Genomic DNA, 16,804 nt, shown 5'->3' on the forward strand with positions numbered 1-16,804 from the left:
GATAGTGGGCCGTTTTAGGAAAATCACATGAATCATTTGACGTAAACAATATTGCCGCCATACTTTTTTCAATTGACACATAATTCACCTTACTTTAAAATTATGCATAAAGCCAATTCAGTACTTGCTTTCCTCTGTTTATTGCTTCTCGTATCTGCCAATGTGAAAGCGCAGCAGGCAGACTCTTTGGCGGCGTATGATTCGGACGAATTGTTTGCTAAGGGCAGGGAGGCGTCTTTCGGCGGAAACCGTGAGAAAGGAAGGGTTTACCTGATGAAGGCGCTTGAAAAAAGTCCCGGCTATGCGGAGATAAGGGTTTTCCTTGCCAGGACATATTTGTGGGACGACATGCCAGATAAAGCCAAAGAAACACTTGCACCACTGCTCGACCAGGAACCCGTGGATTTGGGTGCGGCCAAGGTGATGTTTGATGCTGCCTATTGGAATGACGATTCGGAAACTGCTTTGCTGTGGGCCAACAAAGGGTTGGACAAAAACCCCACAGACAAGGACATGCTTATTAACAAGACAAAAGCCCTCGGTGACCTGGAAAGGTACGACGAAGGGCTGGAGGTGCTCGACATCCTCTTGCAGCGGTTTCCCGGCGACAAGGCGGTACTTTCTCTTTGGGAGACTTTCAAAACCGCCAGGCGTGCCAATTCCATCACCGCTTCTGCCAGCTACGACTTTTATTCAAAGATATTTGGTAATGCCTCCCTCTACAGCCTGCAGTATGGCCGAAGAACTAGCATCGGCAGCATTTTTCTCAGAGCGAACGAATCCAACCGTTTCAGTACCAACGGATGGCAAATTGAAGCTGACGCCTATCCTTCCATAGCAAAAGGAGTGTACGCCTATCTCAATTATGGCTTTTCACCCACGTCACTTTTTCCGAATCACAGAGCAGGGGGCGAAGTTTATGTAAGTCTTCCATGGGCATTCGAAGCTTCAGGAGGGTTTCGTTATTTGTACTTCGGCAAGGATTCCGGTTTCATCATGTACACAGGAACCCTTGGCAAGTACTATAGGAGCCTGTGGTTCTCTGCGAGGGTTTTCATAACACCCGACCCGGCCGGGGCATCCAAATCGCTGGGATTACAAGTGCGCCGGTATTTCAGCAATGCAAATAACTACGTTGGTATTACAGGAGGCTTTGGTTTCTCACCCGACTTTCGAAACCTTCAAAGCAATGATGGCTTCAGTAGCTCCGAGATTTACAAACTGAAGGCATGGCGCATAGGTATGGATTATCAGCAGCCAGTGGGAAACAGGTGGCTATTGTCCGGAACCTTAGGCTATGCAAGCCAGGAATACCTTTTTGATGTCGGCAATTACGTTGGTATTTCGTCATGCTCTGTTACGGCCAGGTATCAATTTTAAGCTAACCATGCTACAAATTATTGGTTTGTGCTATACCACATCATTGATCGCCTGACCAAAGTCCTTTTCCATTTCCAGAAACCTTACCATCACTTTAGAAACGAACGCCTCCGACACAATTTCATTGATGTCGTTTTCTGAGGTCAGATCCATTTCGCTCACTTTGTAGGTTTGCTCCAGAAAACCATATTCAAACTTCACCAGGTACCTGCCATTCCATGAGAAGATGGTGATCTTGGTTTTTGGGTGCGGTATTTCGGCTACAACCCGCATTATGGTTTAACTATCTCTACCGAATGAGTCAGATTAATTTCTGAACTAATGGAAGCGGCTACACTGCAATATTTTTCTACTGCCAGGTCAACCAGCTTTTCTACCTCTTCCAACTGAGCGTCAGGCGACACAACTTTGTAGTGCACATGAATGTCAGTGAACCTTCTTGGCTGTTCCTCTCTCCTTTTGCCCGTCACTTCTGAGGTCAGATCAACCAGGGTCTTCCGCCTTTTCTTGATCATCGACACCAAATCGACTGCTGCGCAGCTAGTGATGCCTGCCAGCAATAGTTGTGTGGGCGAAAAAGCTTTTTTGTCGTCCTTTGCCAGCATATCGATGTTCAAGATATTGCCAGACTCGTTTTCGGCCTGATACTCCTCATCGGCCACATACTTAAGAGATACTTTCATTTCCTGCATATGCTTACAATTATTTGGGCAAAGCAATAGTTCAAAACTGATGTTATAAACTAACTAATCTATTATTGAAGTCACCGAGGCAAAACTAACACAACTATTGATTCTTATTTGGAAGATTATTCTCTAATATCGGCTCAAAGCAAGGAAGATGGATGTACGAGTTAAGTTTTTAGGAGGTGCGGGGTCGGTTACCGGTTCGAAATACCTATTGGAAATCGATGATTTTAAGCTTTTGGTTGATTGCGGCCTGTTTCAGGGCATGAAGGAATTGAGGCTTCGCAACTGGGAGCCCTTTCCGGTTGATCCTGCAAGCATTGATGCCGTAGTCATTACTCATGCACACATCGATCACTCAGGATATTTACCAAAGCTGGTAAAAGAAGGCTATGCGGGGCCCATTTATTGCACACACGCCACGGCAAGGCTCATGGAAATTATGCTGCGGGACTCGGGCAAGCTGCAGGAAGAAGAAGCCGCTTATGCCAGAAAAAAAGGATATTCCCGTCACGAAAACCCTCTCCCGCTTTACACGCTGGAAGAAGCAGAGCATTCCTTTAGCCAATTTGTCAGCCTCGACTTCGATGACACATTTGAGGTCAGTCCAAATATCAGCCTAAAGTACCTGTATGCGGGGCATATTCTTGGTGCTGCCCACGCTGAGCTTGAGATAAAAGGTGAGCAGCAAACTAAAAAACTGCTGTTCAGTGGAGACATCGGCCGATATGAGAACCGGCTGTTGTACGACCCCGCCAACATTGAGAATGCTGATATTCTCTGGGTAGAATCGACGTACGGTAACAAGGCCAGCCCTGAGACTGATCATAAGGTGGCGCTCAAAAAGACTATTCTGGAAACATTTGATGCCAACGGATGCGTACTGATCCCTGCCTTCTCTGTCGGGCGCACCCAGGACATCCTGCTGCTGCTCGCTCAGCTTTTTCAGGAGAATGCCATTCCTGACTGCCCTGTTTACATTGACAGTCCCATGGCCATTTCAGTCACGGGCCTCTACAGGGAGTTTCACAAACTCCACCGCCTCGACGATGAAATGATATCAAAAGCGCCAGTATTTGATCACCCCAATTTCAAATACGTACGGACACAGGACAGCTCCGAAAATATCAACACCGTGAAAAGAAACGCCATCATCATTTCGGCCAGCGGCATGTGCACTGGCGGCCGGGTGTTGCACCATTTGTTTCATCGTCTTCCGAGAATGAACGATACGGTCATCATTGTTGGCTACCAGGCCGAAGGTACCCGGGGAAGGCGCATTTTGGACAAGGAGCCGCAGATCAAAATATTCGGAGAAATGGTAGACTTGAGGTGTAGGGTAGAATACATCCAGGGATTCTCTGCACATGCCGACCGGAACGAGTTGATACGTTGGCTGAAAAACTTTAAAGAAAGCCCCAAATACACTTTTATCGTGCATGGAGAGAAAGAGGGAGCTGAAGCGCTGGCGATAACCACCAGCGCTGAAATGCATTTTAACACTTATATTCCCCATTACATGGAATCGTTTGACCTTTTCCAGGGCATATGAAACCACTGCTGATCATCGGCCTTCTGCTAGCTGCTGTCGGTTGCAAATCTTCGTTGTCAACCACGAGCGAGAAACAGGGAGTGACCGGCGCAGTTTATTGGATGGAGGGGGATTTTATGCCTCGAATTGGTGAAAAACCCGGAGGAAGTCGTCAACCTATCGTAAGAGAAATTTTGTTCTACGCACCCATCAATACCTCTGATCTTGCAGGAGACCACGGCCCTTTGTATGAAAGTTTACCAGGTGAGCCCATCGCTCAGACCGGTACCGGTGAAAACGGTAGATTCAGGATTTCCCTTCCTGTTGGCACCTATTCAGTCTTCACCAAAGAGCCTGATGGGTTCTTTGCCAACCGCTTCGATAGTAATGGAATAATTAACCCTGTTGAAGTAAAAGCCGGTGCTTTTTCCGAAATTGTTATCGAAATCAACTACAAGGCCGTTTTTTAACCACTTTGGCAGCGACCTTATTGTTCGCTTGAAACATTTTTCAAATATTTTATCACCCCCATGCAACCTCCGGCCCCGGCAGGTGCATCTACCTGTTGAGCGACCTAATCAATGAGGCTGATACTACAAGAATCGAAAACCGAAGAAGCGCTAATCAAGGGATGTCAAAAAGGCAATTCCCGTGATCAGCAGACGCTTTTCGAAAAACATTCGGCCAAAATGATGGGAGTTTGCTACAGGTATGTGAAAGACTCCGACGAAGCGGAAGATGTAATGATCAGTGCCTTTGCCAAGGTATTTGAAAAGCTTGACAGCTTTCGGTTTGAAGGGAGTTTTGAAGGGTGGCTAAGGCGGATCATGGTCAACGAAAGTTTGATGTACCTCCGCCGCAACAAGTCGATGTATGTGGAGGTGGAAATAGAAAAAGCCGACAGGGAACCGGACTTTTCCCAGCTAAGTGACCAGCTGGAGGCCGACGACCTGATGGCAATGATTCAGGAGCTTCCTGTGGGGTACAGGACAGTTTTTAACCTCTATGCCATTGAAGGGTTTAGCCACCAGGAAATTGCTGAGATGATGGAGATAAGCGAAGGCACGTCAAAATCTCAGTTGAGCAGAGCAAGGGCACTTTTGCAAAAGCACTTGTTCGAACAGGAAAAAAAAATGAATGACAAAACAGGAAGCCATGAGCAATAAGAAAATAGATCACTTATTTCGGACAAAGCTGGAAGCACATCCGGTAAGCCCAAGTCCCGAAGCATGGGCCAAGCTGCAAGGGAAAATGAACCCTGGCAGCCGAAAAAAAGGAGCGTTTTGGATGTCGGTAGCGGCTGCGGTCTCAATGATCCTTGTCGCTGGGTGGTTCATTTACAGGCAATCGACAGGTGAGCTCAATAGCCCCAATACCCTGGCAGGTATTGATAACACAGAAAAAGTGACCACCCCAGAAAACACGAATCCGGCATTAGCCGACGATCAAACGCCCGATAATATGATAGCAGAAACGCAAGTTGGCTCAGAGGAAACTACGGAAGTGGCCGCTGCTAACGAAGGACTGACGACGGAGAGTAAAGCCCATGCGCCTGCGAAAAAAATAAACAGACCCGTGCAACCTGCTACCACACAAGTGGCATCTACCACTCAAAAGGAAGAAATAAAAACGGAGGCACTCATAGCGCTGGAAGATGTAAACAAAGTGACCGAAGTGACCGAAGACATCACTGTTCCTGAAACACTTGAGATAGAAAAGATTGAAAAGAGCCTGATGGCCAATGCTCAGGCACCCCTGGAGCCGATGGAGGTAAAGATCACCTTCAAGGCCGATGAGGACGAAGATAGATTTCTTGAGCCAGTACGTGAACTGATGGCTTCCGATGACGGAAAGGAAAAGAAGAATGGATTTAACAAGCTCCTGGCTTCCGCCCGAACATTCAGCAACAGAGACATTCTGGCTGAGCTCCGGGAAACCAAAGACGGGCTTTTAAGTGGAAGTTTGAAAATTGGAATTACAAAAAACGAAAAGGTCAATAACTCAAAATAAACAATTATGAAAAAATTATCATTATCTCTACTGGCTGTGCTGATAGCCATTGGCTTGTCAGGCACTTCAGCAAAAGCTAACTCGGAAGGCATGGACACCATCCTGATCGAGCTGGGGCAAAATAGCAAGATCATCCTTGTGGTGAAGGATCAGAAAGACCTGGAAACCATCAAGAACTACGACATCAATAAGATGCTGAAAGATTTGAAACTGTCGATCGATTCTTCATCAAGCGAAGTGAATTATTTGCAGATCACTGATGAGTCGGGCACCAGGTACTTGCAAGACACTACCATTGTGTGGAGCAACAACGAATACCCCAGACACAAAGCTGAAATCAACATCGGTAACAAAAAGCTGGAAGTGGCGGCTGACGACTGGGACGACATCGAAGACGAATTCGACAATGATGACCTCGAAGTGAAAAAGTACGAATATGTAGAGGATCGTCGGTACAGAACCAAGCATTCGTTCAATGTTGAGCTCGGCATGAGCAACTGGCTGGAGGATGGCAAATTCCCCAACGACAACAACCAGCAATATGCTGTGCGCCCCTGGGGTTCGTGGTTCGTAGGATTGTCGAGCATCAACAAGTCGCAGGTAGGTGGGCCGTTGTTTGTGGAGTGGGGCTTCTCGCTCAACTGGTACAACTGGAAGTTTGATGATGACAGAACCACACTTGACAAAACACCTGAAGGGCTGAGCTTTGGAACAATAGACCCGAATCTTAACCCGGTGAAAAGTAAACTCTCGGCTACCTACCTCAACGCCAGCTTCGTTCCATTGCTCGATTTTGCCAAGGGAACCAGAAAAGTAAAAAGCTTCGAAAGGGGGAGTTTAAAATATACTTCTTATAAGAAAAGAGGCATCAGGATTGGCGCCGGTGTGTATGGTGGCTACCGACTAGGCAGCAGCACCAAGGTGAAAACTGAAAGCAGCAAAGACAAAGAAAGAGGCAGCTATTACATGAACAACTTCCGATATGGTGTAAGAGCACAGTTTGGCTACAAGGGCCTCGACTTCTTTGCCAACTACGACCTCAACGATGTGTTTGTGAGCGGAAAAGGGCCATCTTTGAACGCTATCAGCTTCGGCATCATCTTATAACTCATTGCCCAATTAATTTCAAGTCCGAAGAGGCTGACTCACTTTTGAGCAGCCTCTTTTTCTGTTGTTTAAAAATTCAAAGCTATTCTAGCAGCCTTGCCTTAACTTAGCGCCATGGATGCACACTCAAACCCATGGACAAAGATCTCGACCAAGAAAATTTATGACAACCCCTGGATCGAACTGGAAGAATCTCAGGTGCTAACACCGTCGGGAACGCCCGGAATTTATGGCAAAGTTCATTTTAAAAATAAGGCAATAGGCATCATACCTATTGATGGAGAGATGAACACCTGGCTGGTAGGTCAGTACCGCTTTCCCCTTGATGAATATTCATGGGAGATTCCTATGGGAGGCGGGCCGCTGGAGATCGATATTCTTGACTCCGCCAAAAGGGAGCTTAAAGAAGAAACCGGGCTTTCCGCCCGCAAGTGGACCAATATACTTCGCATCCATACGTCCAACTCAGTCACCGACGAAGAAGGGTTTATATTTCTGGCCGAAGACCTTGCTGAGGGTAAAACCGAGTTCGAGGAAACAGAACAGCTGATCATCCGTAAACTACCATTTGGTGAAGTATTGGAAATGGCGATGAGGGGCGAAATAACTGATAGCCTGAGTCTTGCCGGCATCTTCAAGGCCGCCCGCTTAATGAATTTGTAATTTTTTTGACTATAGCGCTTTCATGGCAAACCCTTATCCCTGGTCGTACTACCTTCGAAACAATATCAAGCTGGCTTACCCGGTTATGCTGAGTCAGCTTGGGCACATTTCCGTGAGCGTGGCCGACAGTGTAATGGTAGGTCAAATAGGCGCCTTGCCACTGGCAGCTGCTTCTCTCGGCAACAGCCTTTTTGCGGTCTTTATGCTTTTTGGCATAGGTGTTTCTTATGGGATCACACCACTAGTAGCCTCTGCCTACGGCGAGCAAAATGCCGGCAAATTACTGGACCTGCTGCGGCATGGCGTAGTCAGCAACTTTCTCATGGGGTTATTTCTTTTCGGCCTGATCGTAGGCGTTTCTCCGATTTTATATCACCTGGATCAGGAGGCCGATGTTGTCGAAAACGCCATACCCTACCTGGGAATCATCGGGTTTTCCATCGTTCCCCTGATGGTGTTTCAGGCTTTTCGGCAGTTTACCGAAGGGCTCCACCTCACCAGACAGGCGATGACCATCTCTATCATCGGAAACCTCTTCAATATCTTTCTTAACTACCTGCTGATCTACGGCAAATGGGGCTTTCCGGCACTCGGACTGAACGGAGCTGCCATTGCCACGCTGGTAGACAGGGTATTGATGGCCATTGCCATGGGCTACTTTGTCTTTCGCTATCAAAAATTAAGGCCCTACACCATCGGCTTCCATCTAAAAAATCTCTCGAAGGCCATTTTCAAAAAACTATTGGCGCTTGGCATCCCTTCGGGTATGCAGTTCATATTTGAAGTGGGTGCCTTTGCAGCAGCAGCCATCATGATTGGGTGGCTGGGTGCCAATGCGCTGGCTGCCCATCAAATTGCCCTCAACCTTGCAGGCGTCAGCTATATGGCTGCTACCGGCATTGCAGCTGCTGCCAGCATAAGAGTAGGCTTTTACCTGGGCCAAAACGACTACGTGAACATGAGAATGGCCGGCATGGCAAGCTTTATTATGGCCATGATTTTCATGACTGTTTGCGGGATCACCTTTGTGCTTGGGCGTAACTTTTTTCCTTCGCTATACATCGACGATGCCGAAGTCATTTCGCTGGCTGCGGGCATGCTGGTGGTAGCCGCCTTCTTTCAAATCTCCGACGGTGTGCAAGTAGTTGGGTTGGGGGTGCTAAGAGGACTGTCCGATGTAAAAGTGCCGACTTTGGTGACTTTGGTAGCCTACTGGGTAATCGCCTTGCCAACCGGCTATGTGCTCGGCTTTGTCTTTGATCTGGGCACAATCGGGGTCTGGATTGGGCTTCTTTTTGGCCTGTCGATATCAGCCGTTGCCAACTTCACTAGGTTCAAAGGTCTCAGCAAACGGCTACGCACGCAGGCTCAAGAGAAGGCTGCAATTGTAGATGATAACAGCCAGGAAGCAGTCGCCAAACCGGTCGCCTGAAAAAAAAGATTATTTTCTTGAGTATCCGGAACGATGGTATCTCCAACTCATTCCCAACTGGAAATTGAAAACGCTCGTCCGGTCATTCACTTCCGCCACATTGGAGCCAAGCACTACCTCAGGAAAGTCGTCAATTTCAAAAGGGAAATAGGCATTCACTCTAAAAAAGGGTGATACGCCAAAGTTTTTGTTAAAGTAAACATCGTACCCAACGCCAGCTCCAAAAAAAGGCACCATTTTACTTGGCTTGTAGGGCTCTCCGTCAAGACCGTTCTTAAGCTCCAGGTCTTGATAGACACGGGGCAGCATATATGAAACGCCCGGGCCGGCCATCATATAAAAGTCATGAGCAAAACCCTTCTGTACTCTTTTTCCCAGCTCAAACACATAGACCTCGGCCGACACTTCGAGCGTAATAAAATGCATGAGCAAATCAATTTCATACAACTTATTGTCTGTCACACTTCTTACCCGCTTATAAACCAGCTCAGGCGTGATGAAAATATGATTGCCGATTTCATAGTCAAATTCAAATCCAGCAAAGAATCCATTTTGCAACAATGGCTGATTATTGTCAAACTGTGGATGCGCAAGATTGTAGTGCCTCACCACCTCATTCCAGCCAATTCCATTCATATAGTTGTACCCCCCAAGAAAACCAATACCAACCTCAGATTGAGCGAAGGAGGCCCCGGGGGCTATCAACATTATTAAAACTAAGATTCTCTTCATGAGATACTTTTTAGTATTTCGTATGCAGCACGGTAGCCCGTTTCCATAGCACCATGCACAGTCCCGAAGTGGCCCTCGTTGTGGGTAGCCTCGCCTGCAAAATATATTTTGTTATCAATGGCACTAGCCAAAATTTCCCTCGCTCCCTCGCTCCCAACTTTGGGGTAAGAATAGGCTCCCTTTGTAAACGTGTCCTTTGACCAGTCCATCACATAGCTCTGAGTTAAGAACTTAGTTGCCTGCCCATTAAACATCTCATCTAGATCTCTTAGTGCGTAGGCTACCGCATCGTTGCCCAGTTCACTTAACGTAGCGCCCGCTGAGCCATTGGCTTCACCCACCAGCACGTTGTTGAAAAATATAAGATCATCGTCAAACTCAGACCTTTTCCCCCAACCTGGCGCTTTGTAAACAGGTATTATTCCACCAGGATAAACTGTGCTTGTTTCATCACCCCAGAAATTTTGACCAAAGCGCATGAAAATCTTCACGCTTGCATCCATGCCAATACCGTCCATGGCGAGCAGTTTTTCCTCAGGCAAAGCTGGGCTAAATGATATCCTCCCTTCTTTGAGAATCGGTAATGGAACGGTGACGATGACCTTGTCTGCCTCATAAGTCTGATTCGCATCATCAGTCAAAACCACCTTTCCGCTGCTGTAGTCTATGGACTTAATAGGTGTATTTTGTCTTATTTTAGAGCTAATAGGAGAGTATTGAATATCCAGCACCTCGCTAAATGATCTGCGTCGCAAAATGATCTTTTCATTTCCTGAGGTCCGCTTTGCCAGTGCTTCGTTGTAGCCAGCAACACTCAGCAAATCCAGGTCAGTGCCAAATTCATTAGCGATAAAAGAGTTCAACAGCGTGAGTGATTCATCAGACAGTGGCTCTTTGTCGAGATAGTCTGACAGTGAAATGTCAGGCCCGCTGTAAAGTGGAAGCTTTTCTATGACTTTGCTGGCAGCTCTGAACGATGTGTTCGAATTAGCTTCGCTCTCTTCAATGATCTTTCCCGTCAGTTGGTAGTAAGTTTTGCCTCTGTCCTGATAGTACTCAAAATTGGAAATGCGAACCGCATCATAAAAAACGGAATTCACTCCCCGCACGTGGTCGGCACCGAGCTCTAAAGGGTATCCGGTAAATTCATCAAGCGCCTTTATTCTACCCCCAACTCTGTTGGTAGCCTCCAACACCTGTACGTCAACACCATTTTTGTGCAGGATATAAGCAGCATGTAAGCCGGCGGCTCCAGCTCCCACCACAATCACTTTTCCTCCAAAACTGAGGTTGGGAAACAAATCATCCTGCGTTTCACAGGACGACAGCACTGATGGCAGAACGTATCCCGCCGGTAAGCTCAGAAGTAGTTTCCTCAAAAAGGAACGCCGATTATTCATTCAATAGAGAAGTCAGTATGCTGAAAAACGATGAAAACTTAACCAAATTTAAGCAAAGGCCCAATATTTTACTATTCGAAGAAAAAAATGCACTTATAAAAGCTCTTATGCTGTTAGGAGTGCTGCTCCAAAAACACCGGCACTATCGCCCAATTTCGGCCTCAGAAACGGTGTTTCCAGCCGGGGATTGAACAGGTGTTTCTCAGCTTCCTTTACACCTTTCGAGTACAAAAGGTCAATATTACCCACTCCTCCGCCTAACACAATTGCGTCGGGATCAACAATATTTACTATCACGGCAATGGCTTTTCCGAAGAATTCAACCATTCTGTCCATCGTTTGGACAGCTGCCTTATCATCTCCCGTTTTAGCCCGCTCTACAATTTCAGGGAGCTTTCGTTTCTCACCAGACAAGCTCTCATAGTATTTCTGAAGAGCTGGGCCAGACAAAACCTGCTCAACGCAACCAGTATGCCCGCAATAGCAGGGCCCTCCTGATGCATCAAGGAAGTTATGGCCCCATTCACCGGCGATGCCATGGCGACCATTCGGTACTTTACCATACATCACCAGGCCTCCACCCACACCTGTGCCGAGAATGACACCAAAAACGACTTTCGCATCCGGCACCTTCTCGGGCACTGCACCCCACAAGGTTTCCGCAATGGCAAAGCAGTTGGCGTCGTTGGCCATGGCTACAGGAATTCCGAGCTGCTTTTCAATATCTTGCCGCAGGGGTTTTCCATTGAGGCAAGTGGTATTAGAGTTTTTCAATGTATTAGTAGTTGGATCCATGGCACCTGGCGTTCCAATACCAATACTTTCAGGGGTAAGGCCACTTTCCGTCTTGAGCAAATCAACCAATTTGCAAATTTGCCCAACGATATGATCGTATCCCCTGTCGGCCTCAGTAGGCAGTCTCAGTCTGGCAATGACGTCCGGCCTTTTATCTGAAGAGATAATGACGCCTTCTACCTTTGTGCCTCCCAGGTCAATACCCCAAAGTGGTCTGCTCATAACAAAAACTTTTGCCGAATATAGCCCAATAAATAGCTGTATTGCAAAGAGCGCACATTAAAATCCCGTTCACCCAACAAGCTCCCATCCCTTTCTGTAAGTCCTTTTAACAAACTGATTGGCTTCGTCAAAATTTGTCACTTTCATATTTTCAGCATCCCAAAGCAGCTTTTTCCGGCCAGGGTATCCCTTTCCTCCCTTGATTTGATAGGCTCTGAGAGCCACGTTGCCCAGCAAAATGGCCTCAGTAAACGGCCCGCTATAGTTAAATGGCGAGCTAGGCACTCCTTTGCCATAACCCGCCATAGCTGCGTCAACCCAATTGGCGTAATGACCATCAACTCCTTTCGGAATTCTTGGAATTGTCTCAGGGGGAAATGTTTCCGTCTTCATTCTCGACGACGGAAGCAGCCTGGGCTTTCGCCCCCACATGCCCGTGATGATTTTTCCTTTGGTACCCTCCATGATGAGCCCGCCGTCCACGTCGCCCATTTCTTCATCGGGAAGCAATTCCAACGGCCTTTCCGGCCGAAGGCCACCGTCCATCCAGGTGAGCCTGATGTCCCCTTTGCCGTCAGTTCTGGGAAATGTAAAGTGTATAATGGAAGAAGGTGGGCAGCTATCAGGATAGTCGGCCTCTACAAAAAAATCGGACCAGATGGTGGAAGCACTGCATTCAACATCAGAGGCATATTTCACGGGTAGTATTCTGAAAAATGGGTCAAGGATATGGCAGGCCATGTCGCCCAGTGCCCCGGTGCCATAGGGCCACCAGCCCCGCCAGTTGAACGGATGATAGGCTGGGTTGTAGTCAACAAAATCGGCACAGCCTATCCACAAGTCCCAGTCGAGCTCTTTTGGGGTATCAAATTTACCCTTCGGCGTGGGCAGCCCCTGAGGCCAAACAGGGCGGTTAGTCCAGGAGTGAACCCGGGTAACGTCGCCAATCATGCCTGCGTCGACCCATTCCTTTACTGTGCGCACATCGTCACCAGAGCCCCCCTGGTTGCCCATTTGGGTTACCACCTTGTATTTCTCCGCTGCCCGGGTAAGGAGCCTGGCTTCGTAAATATTGTGAGTAAGCGGCTTCTGCACATACACATGCTTGCCCATTGACATCGCCCGCAGAGCCGGATGTGCATGCATGTGGTCGGGCGTGGTGACGGACACACCGTCGAGGTTCTTTCCTTCCTTGTCGAGCATGATGCGCCAGTCTTTGTAGTAGGTGGCTCCCGGAAAACGCTTGACCGACTTTTCAGCGCTCTTATCATCCACGTCGCAAAGGGCGATGACTCTGGCATTTTTGCAATCACCTATGCCTTTCATGTCGACTTCGCCTTTGCCCCCTACCCCTATCCCTGCTGCGTAGAAAGTGTCGCTGGGAGGAATGAATCCTTTGCCTCCAAGCACAAACCTTGGCACAATGGTGATGCCCGAGGCAATTAATGCAGCGTTTCTAATAAAAGATCTTCGTGGGGCTGAATTGCCAGACTGGTGATTTTTCTTTGATCTTGACATGACAATTAGAGGGCGTTTCTGGTTTCAATTTACATTTTTCAGGCATTCTTTTGCCAATGCCGTATTATTGTTCACAAATTGATCTATGCTGCTACCGTTTTTCAATAAAGGAGTGATAGAAGCTGGCTGTGATGAAGCAGGCCGTGGCTGCCTGGCCGGGCCTGTGGTGGCTGCGGCAGTCATCCTTCCTCCCGATTTTCATCACGAAGTGCTCACGGACTCGAAGCAGTTGAGTGAAAAACAACGAATGGCACTCAAAGAAGACGTGAAATCGGCTGCAATTGCCTGGGCAGTAGGCTGGTGCTCCCCTGAAGAAATAGATAAGATCAATATACTGAACGCCTCGTTTGTCGCCATGCACAGGGCGGTAGACCAGCTAAAAAAGGTGCCTGAGCATCTGCTGATTGACGGCAACAGGTTCAAAAAATATAAAGAACTGCCCCACAATTGCATCATCAAAGGAGACAGCCTTTACTACAGCATTGCGGCGGCTTCCATTCTTGCCAAAACCTACCGGGACGAATGGATGGAGCAGCTTGGGGAGGAATTTCCAGCTTATCGGTGGGCCAAGAACAAGGGCTACCCGACCATGGATCACCGGGAAGCGATACGGGCACACGGCATTACGCACTACCACAGAAAATCTTTCAGGTTGTTGCCTGAACAAATGGAGTTGTTTAAATAGCGTCACAAATTCAAAAAAATGCCTTACACCATCCATCAACAGCTGGCCTACAATGTATGGGCCAATGAAGAACTTGCCAAAACCGTCGACCGGGTAACAGAAGAGCAACTGGTGCAGCCAGTGCTGAGCAGCTACCCTACGCTCAGAGAGACCCTCCTGCATATCTGGGAAGCCCAGTTGATTTGGCCATCACGCATGCAGAACAAAGTGATGGACAAGTGGCCCCGGCTTTCGTTTGTTGGTGGAAAAAAGGAGGTGATGGAGGCGTTGGTTACCTCAGCAAAAGACATGCAGAAGTTCGCCTCGGAGGCGGGGTCGGAGTTCCTGGCTGAAAAAATGATCTACCGTAACATGAGGAACATGCCGTATGAAACCGTTAAGGAAGAAATACTTTTTCATGTAGTAAATCACGGCAGCTACCACCGGGGCCAGGCTATCACAATTATCAGAGGCCTGGGTATTACCAAAATTGACAATACAGACCTGATCACCTACCTGCGCATATCTGCCGGCCAACAGGTTTAGTCGCAGGTGGCATTTTTCACAAAATACCCCGCCAATTTTGATTAGACGATAAGTTGCAAGCCGGTGGGGCAATCATCTCTTCCTTTCAATACATTAATTTGCTAGATTGTAAGGTATACGGGCCAGTCCTAACCTCTCAGCCGGCCCATTGCTTAACTAAATGAGTACAAAACCTTACTTACTATGAATTACAACCGTAGAGATTTCATCCGTACTGCCGGAGCGGTATCAGCAGGCGCACTTATTTTGCCACAAATGGGATGTGGAAGTGGCAAAAGTGGTGCTGAAACTGCTGCCGAAGGCGCAGCAGCCACTGCCGAGACCATCGCCAAGCCGACTCTTGATAAATTTGGTATCCAGCTCTATTCAGTCCGTGATGTGATCCCCGCCGACCCAAAAGGCACCATGAAGCAGCTGGCTGGTTTTGGTTACAAGCAGTTTGAAGGCTATGAAGGCCCTCAGGGCATGTTCTGGGGCATGAGCCACACTGAATTCAAGGCCTATATGGATGAGATAGGCGTCAACTTCATTTCCAGTCATTGCAATGTGACCGAAAATTTTGAAGAGAAATGCGCCCAGGCCGCCGAAATAGGTATGAAACACCTGATTGCTCCCTGGATCGGCCCACAAAAGACCATGGACGACTGGAAGGTGGTAGCCGACAAGTTTAATGCTTGGGGAGAAACAGCCAAAAAAGCCGGCATCCGGTTCGCCTACCACAACCATGGCTACACTTTCGAAGCACTGGAAGGGCAAATGCCACAGGACTTCCTGATTGAAAATACCGACCCTGCCGTGGTGGACTTTCAAATGGATATTTTCTGGGTGGTGACGCCCGGAGCTGATCCGATAGCTTATTTCGAAAAGTACCCGGGCCGCTGGGTATCCTGCCACATAAAAGACCGTGAAAAAGATGCCCCTGCTGGCGAAGGAGACGCTTCGTGCATCGTTGGCACTGGCAGCATCGACTACGCCAAAGTGCTTTCGGCAGCCAAGGCTTCCGGCGTAAAATACTATGTGGTGGAGCAGGAAAAGTATGCCAACTCTACCCCAATGGACAGCGCCAAAGCAGACGCAGAATATGTGTCAAAACTTGTTTTTGCATAAATTGACCTAACGCAGCCTTTGCTCTGTTCAAAGGCTGCCATTTAATACCTACTTTTCACGTTTACAACTACAACACAATGGATAACTCACGCAGATCCTTTATCAAAAAAAGTGCGCTGGCAGGCACTTTGGCCTTCGTCGGCAGTTCGTTGCTTTCCGAATCGCTTTTCGCCGCCAAAGGCAAGCAGCTCACGGGCCTTCAGCTCTACTCAGTGAGAGATGACATGAAGAAAGACCCGATGGCTACGCTGAAGGCGCTGGCTGACATGGGCTATAAGCACGTGGAGCATGCCAACTACATCGACCGCAAGTTTTATGGCTGGTCGGCCAAAGAGTTCAAGAAAATACTGGACGACCTGGGTATGAAAATGCCCAGCGGCCACACCGTGATGCGCAGCGACCACTGGGACGACAGTAAGAAAGATTTCACTGACGCCTGGAAGTATACCATAGAAGACGCAGCCACTGTTGGCCAGATGTATGTCATCAGTCCGTCGATGACGCAGGGCCAGCGCAAGGAATACGACCAGCTCATGCTGCTAATGGAGCGCTTCAATAAAAGTGGTGAGCTTTGCAAAAAGTCAGGGATGATGTTCGGTTACCACAACCACGACTTTGAGTTCAACGAGAGCCTGAACGGGCAGCTGCTTTATGACATCATCATGAAAAATACCGACCCCAAGCTGGTGATGCAGCAGCTCGACATCGGCAACCTGTACAATGGTGGTGCCACAGCGCTCGAGATCACCAAAAAGTGGCCGGGGCGCTTTGCTTCTATGCACGTAAAGGACGAAATTCTGAGTAAGGAGGGCGGTGAGAAGTATGAAAGCTGTGTGCTTGGAAAGGGAATCGTACCAGTCAAAGAAGTCATTGACATCGGAAAGAAAGATGGCACGATCCACTTCATCATTGAGCAGGAAAGCTATCAGGGCATGGCTCCGCTCGCCAGCATGAAAGAAGACCTGGGGATCATGAAGAAGTGGGGATATTAGAAGAGGGCTTGAAAGCTGA

Annotated in this window: 18 protein-coding genes; 12 read left to right on the top strand and 6 right to left on the bottom strand. The window is 48.0% G+C overall.

Going from position 1 to position 16,804, the window contains the following annotated elements:
- Positions 1-102: 102 nt before the first annotated feature.
- Positions 103-1,380, top strand: coding sequence for a YaiO family outer membrane beta-barrel protein (locus tag AAC052_RS12815; protein WP_339813761.1), 1,278 nt, complete (start codon positions 103-105; stop codon positions 1,378-1,380).
- A gap of 30 nt (positions 1,381-1,410) precedes the next feature.
- On the opposite strand, the gene AAC052_RS12820 is transcribed toward AAC052_RS12815, so the two are convergent.
- Positions 1,411-1,653: a hypothetical protein gene (locus tag AAC052_RS12820; RefSeq protein WP_317487828.1), complete on the bottom strand. Its 243-nt coding sequence runs from the start codon at positions 1,651-1,653 to the stop codon at positions 1,411-1,413.
- Positions 1,653-2,063 carry an OsmC family protein gene (locus AAC052_RS12825; RefSeq protein WP_317487829.1) on the bottom strand — a complete coding sequence of 137 codons (411 nt, stop codon included), beginning with the start codon at positions 2,061-2,063 and terminating at the stop codon, positions 1,653-1,655. The genes AAC052_RS12820 and AAC052_RS12825 overlap by 1 nt, the downstream gene beginning before the upstream one ends.
- A gap of 157 nt (positions 2,064-2,220) precedes the next feature.
- Between AAC052_RS12825 and AAC052_RS12830 the strand changes: the two genes are divergently transcribed.
- The 7 genes from AAC052_RS12830 (at position 2,221) to AAC052_RS12860 (ending at position 8,809) form a co-directional block, all read left to right on the top strand.
- Positions 2,221-3,618 (top strand): MBL fold metallo-hydrolase, encoded by a 1,398-nt coding sequence (locus AAC052_RS12830; protein WP_317487830.1) that lies wholly within the window; start codon positions 2,221-2,223, stop codon positions 3,616-3,618.
- Positions 3,615-4,067, top strand: coding sequence for a carboxypeptidase regulatory-like domain-containing protein (locus tag AAC052_RS12835; protein WP_339813763.1), 453 nt, complete (start codon positions 3,615-3,617; stop codon positions 4,065-4,067). Before AAC052_RS12830 ends, AAC052_RS12835 begins: the two co-directional genes overlap by 4 nt.
- A 111-nt stretch (positions 4,068-4,178) precedes the next feature.
- Positions 4,179-4,763 (top strand): RNA polymerase sigma factor, encoded by a 585-nt coding sequence (locus AAC052_RS12840; protein WP_339813764.1) that lies wholly within the window; start codon positions 4,179-4,181, stop codon positions 4,761-4,763.
- Positions 4,735-5,607, top strand: coding sequence for a hypothetical protein (locus tag AAC052_RS12845; RefSeq protein WP_317487833.1), 873 nt, complete (start codon positions 4,735-4,737; stop codon positions 5,605-5,607). The genes AAC052_RS12840 and AAC052_RS12845 overlap by 29 nt, the downstream gene beginning before the upstream one ends.
- A gap of 6 nt (positions 5,608-5,613) precedes the next feature.
- The gene (locus AAC052_RS12850) at positions 5,614-6,714 is read left to right on the top strand and encodes a hypothetical protein (RefSeq protein WP_317487834.1); all 1,101 of its coding nucleotides are present in this window, start codon (positions 5,614-5,616) and stop codon (positions 6,712-6,714) included.
- Between the two features lie 114 nt (positions 6,715-6,828).
- Positions 6,829-7,377: an NUDIX hydrolase gene (locus tag AAC052_RS12855; RefSeq protein ID WP_339813767.1), complete on the top strand. Its 549-nt coding sequence runs from the start codon at positions 6,829-6,831 to the stop codon at positions 7,375-7,377.
- Positions 7,378-7,399: 22 nt separating this feature from the next.
- Entirely contained in the window at positions 7,400-8,809 is a 1,410-nt protein-coding gene (locus tag AAC052_RS12860) for an MATE family efflux transporter (protein WP_317487836.1), read from the top strand.
- A gap of 9 nt (positions 8,810-8,818) precedes the next feature.
- Here the strand turns inward: AAC052_RS12860 and AAC052_RS12865 are convergent, their stop codons facing one another.
- From AAC052_RS12865 to AAC052_RS12880, 4 genes are all read right to left on the bottom strand, one after another.
- Complete coding sequence (locus AAC052_RS12865; RefSeq protein ID WP_317487837.1) at positions 8,819-9,541, bottom strand: hypothetical protein; 723 nt, start codon at positions 9,539-9,541, stop codon at positions 8,819-8,821.
- On the bottom strand, positions 9,538-10,920 hold the full coding sequence (locus AAC052_RS12870; protein ID WP_339813769.1) for an NAD(P)/FAD-dependent oxidoreductase: 1,383 nt from the start codon (positions 10,918-10,920) through the stop codon (positions 9,538-9,540). Before AAC052_RS12870 ends, AAC052_RS12865 begins: the two co-directional genes overlap by 4 nt.
- Positions 10,921-11,046: 126 nt before the next feature.
- A complete protein-coding gene (locus AAC052_RS12875) occupies positions 11,047-11,958 on the bottom strand; it encodes an ROK family protein (RefSeq protein ID WP_339813770.1) in 912 nt (303 codons plus the stop codon).
- A 69-nt stretch (positions 11,959-12,027) separates the two neighbouring features.
- Positions 12,028-13,476: a Gfo/Idh/MocA family oxidoreductase gene (locus AAC052_RS12880; protein ID WP_339813771.1), complete on the bottom strand. Its 1,449-nt coding sequence runs from the start codon at positions 13,474-13,476 to the stop codon at positions 12,028-12,030.
- Between the two features lie 85 nt (positions 13,477-13,561).
- Here AAC052_RS12880 and AAC052_RS12885 point away from each other — a divergent pair, with 85 nt between their 5' ends.
- From AAC052_RS12885 to AAC052_RS12900, 4 genes are all read left to right on the top strand, one after another.
- Positions 13,562-14,161, top strand: coding sequence for a ribonuclease HII (locus AAC052_RS12885; RefSeq protein WP_339813772.1), 600 nt, complete (start codon positions 13,562-13,564; stop codon positions 14,159-14,161).
- Between the two features lie 18 nt (positions 14,162-14,179).
- Positions 14,180-14,686 carry a DinB family protein gene (locus AAC052_RS12890; RefSeq protein WP_339813774.1) on the top strand — a complete coding sequence of 169 codons (507 nt, stop codon included), beginning with the start codon at positions 14,180-14,182 and terminating at the stop codon, positions 14,684-14,686.
- A gap of 183 nt (positions 14,687-14,869) precedes the next feature.
- Positions 14,870-15,793 carry a sugar phosphate isomerase/epimerase gene (locus tag AAC052_RS12895; RefSeq protein WP_339813776.1) on the top strand — a complete coding sequence of 308 codons (924 nt, stop codon included), beginning with the start codon at positions 14,870-14,872 and terminating at the stop codon, positions 15,791-15,793.
- A 77-nt stretch (positions 15,794-15,870) separates the two neighbouring features.
- Positions 15,871-16,785 carry a TIM barrel protein gene (locus AAC052_RS12900; protein WP_339813778.1) on the top strand — a complete coding sequence of 305 codons (915 nt, stop codon included), beginning with the start codon at positions 15,871-15,873 and terminating at the stop codon, positions 16,783-16,785.
- Positions 16,786-16,804 lie beyond the last annotated feature (19 nt).

Source organism: uncultured Imperialibacter sp., from assembly GCF_963974565.1.
Taxonomy (GTDB): Bacteria; Bacteroidota; Bacteroidia; order Cytophagales; family Cyclobacteriaceae; genus Imperialibacter; species Imperialibacter roseus.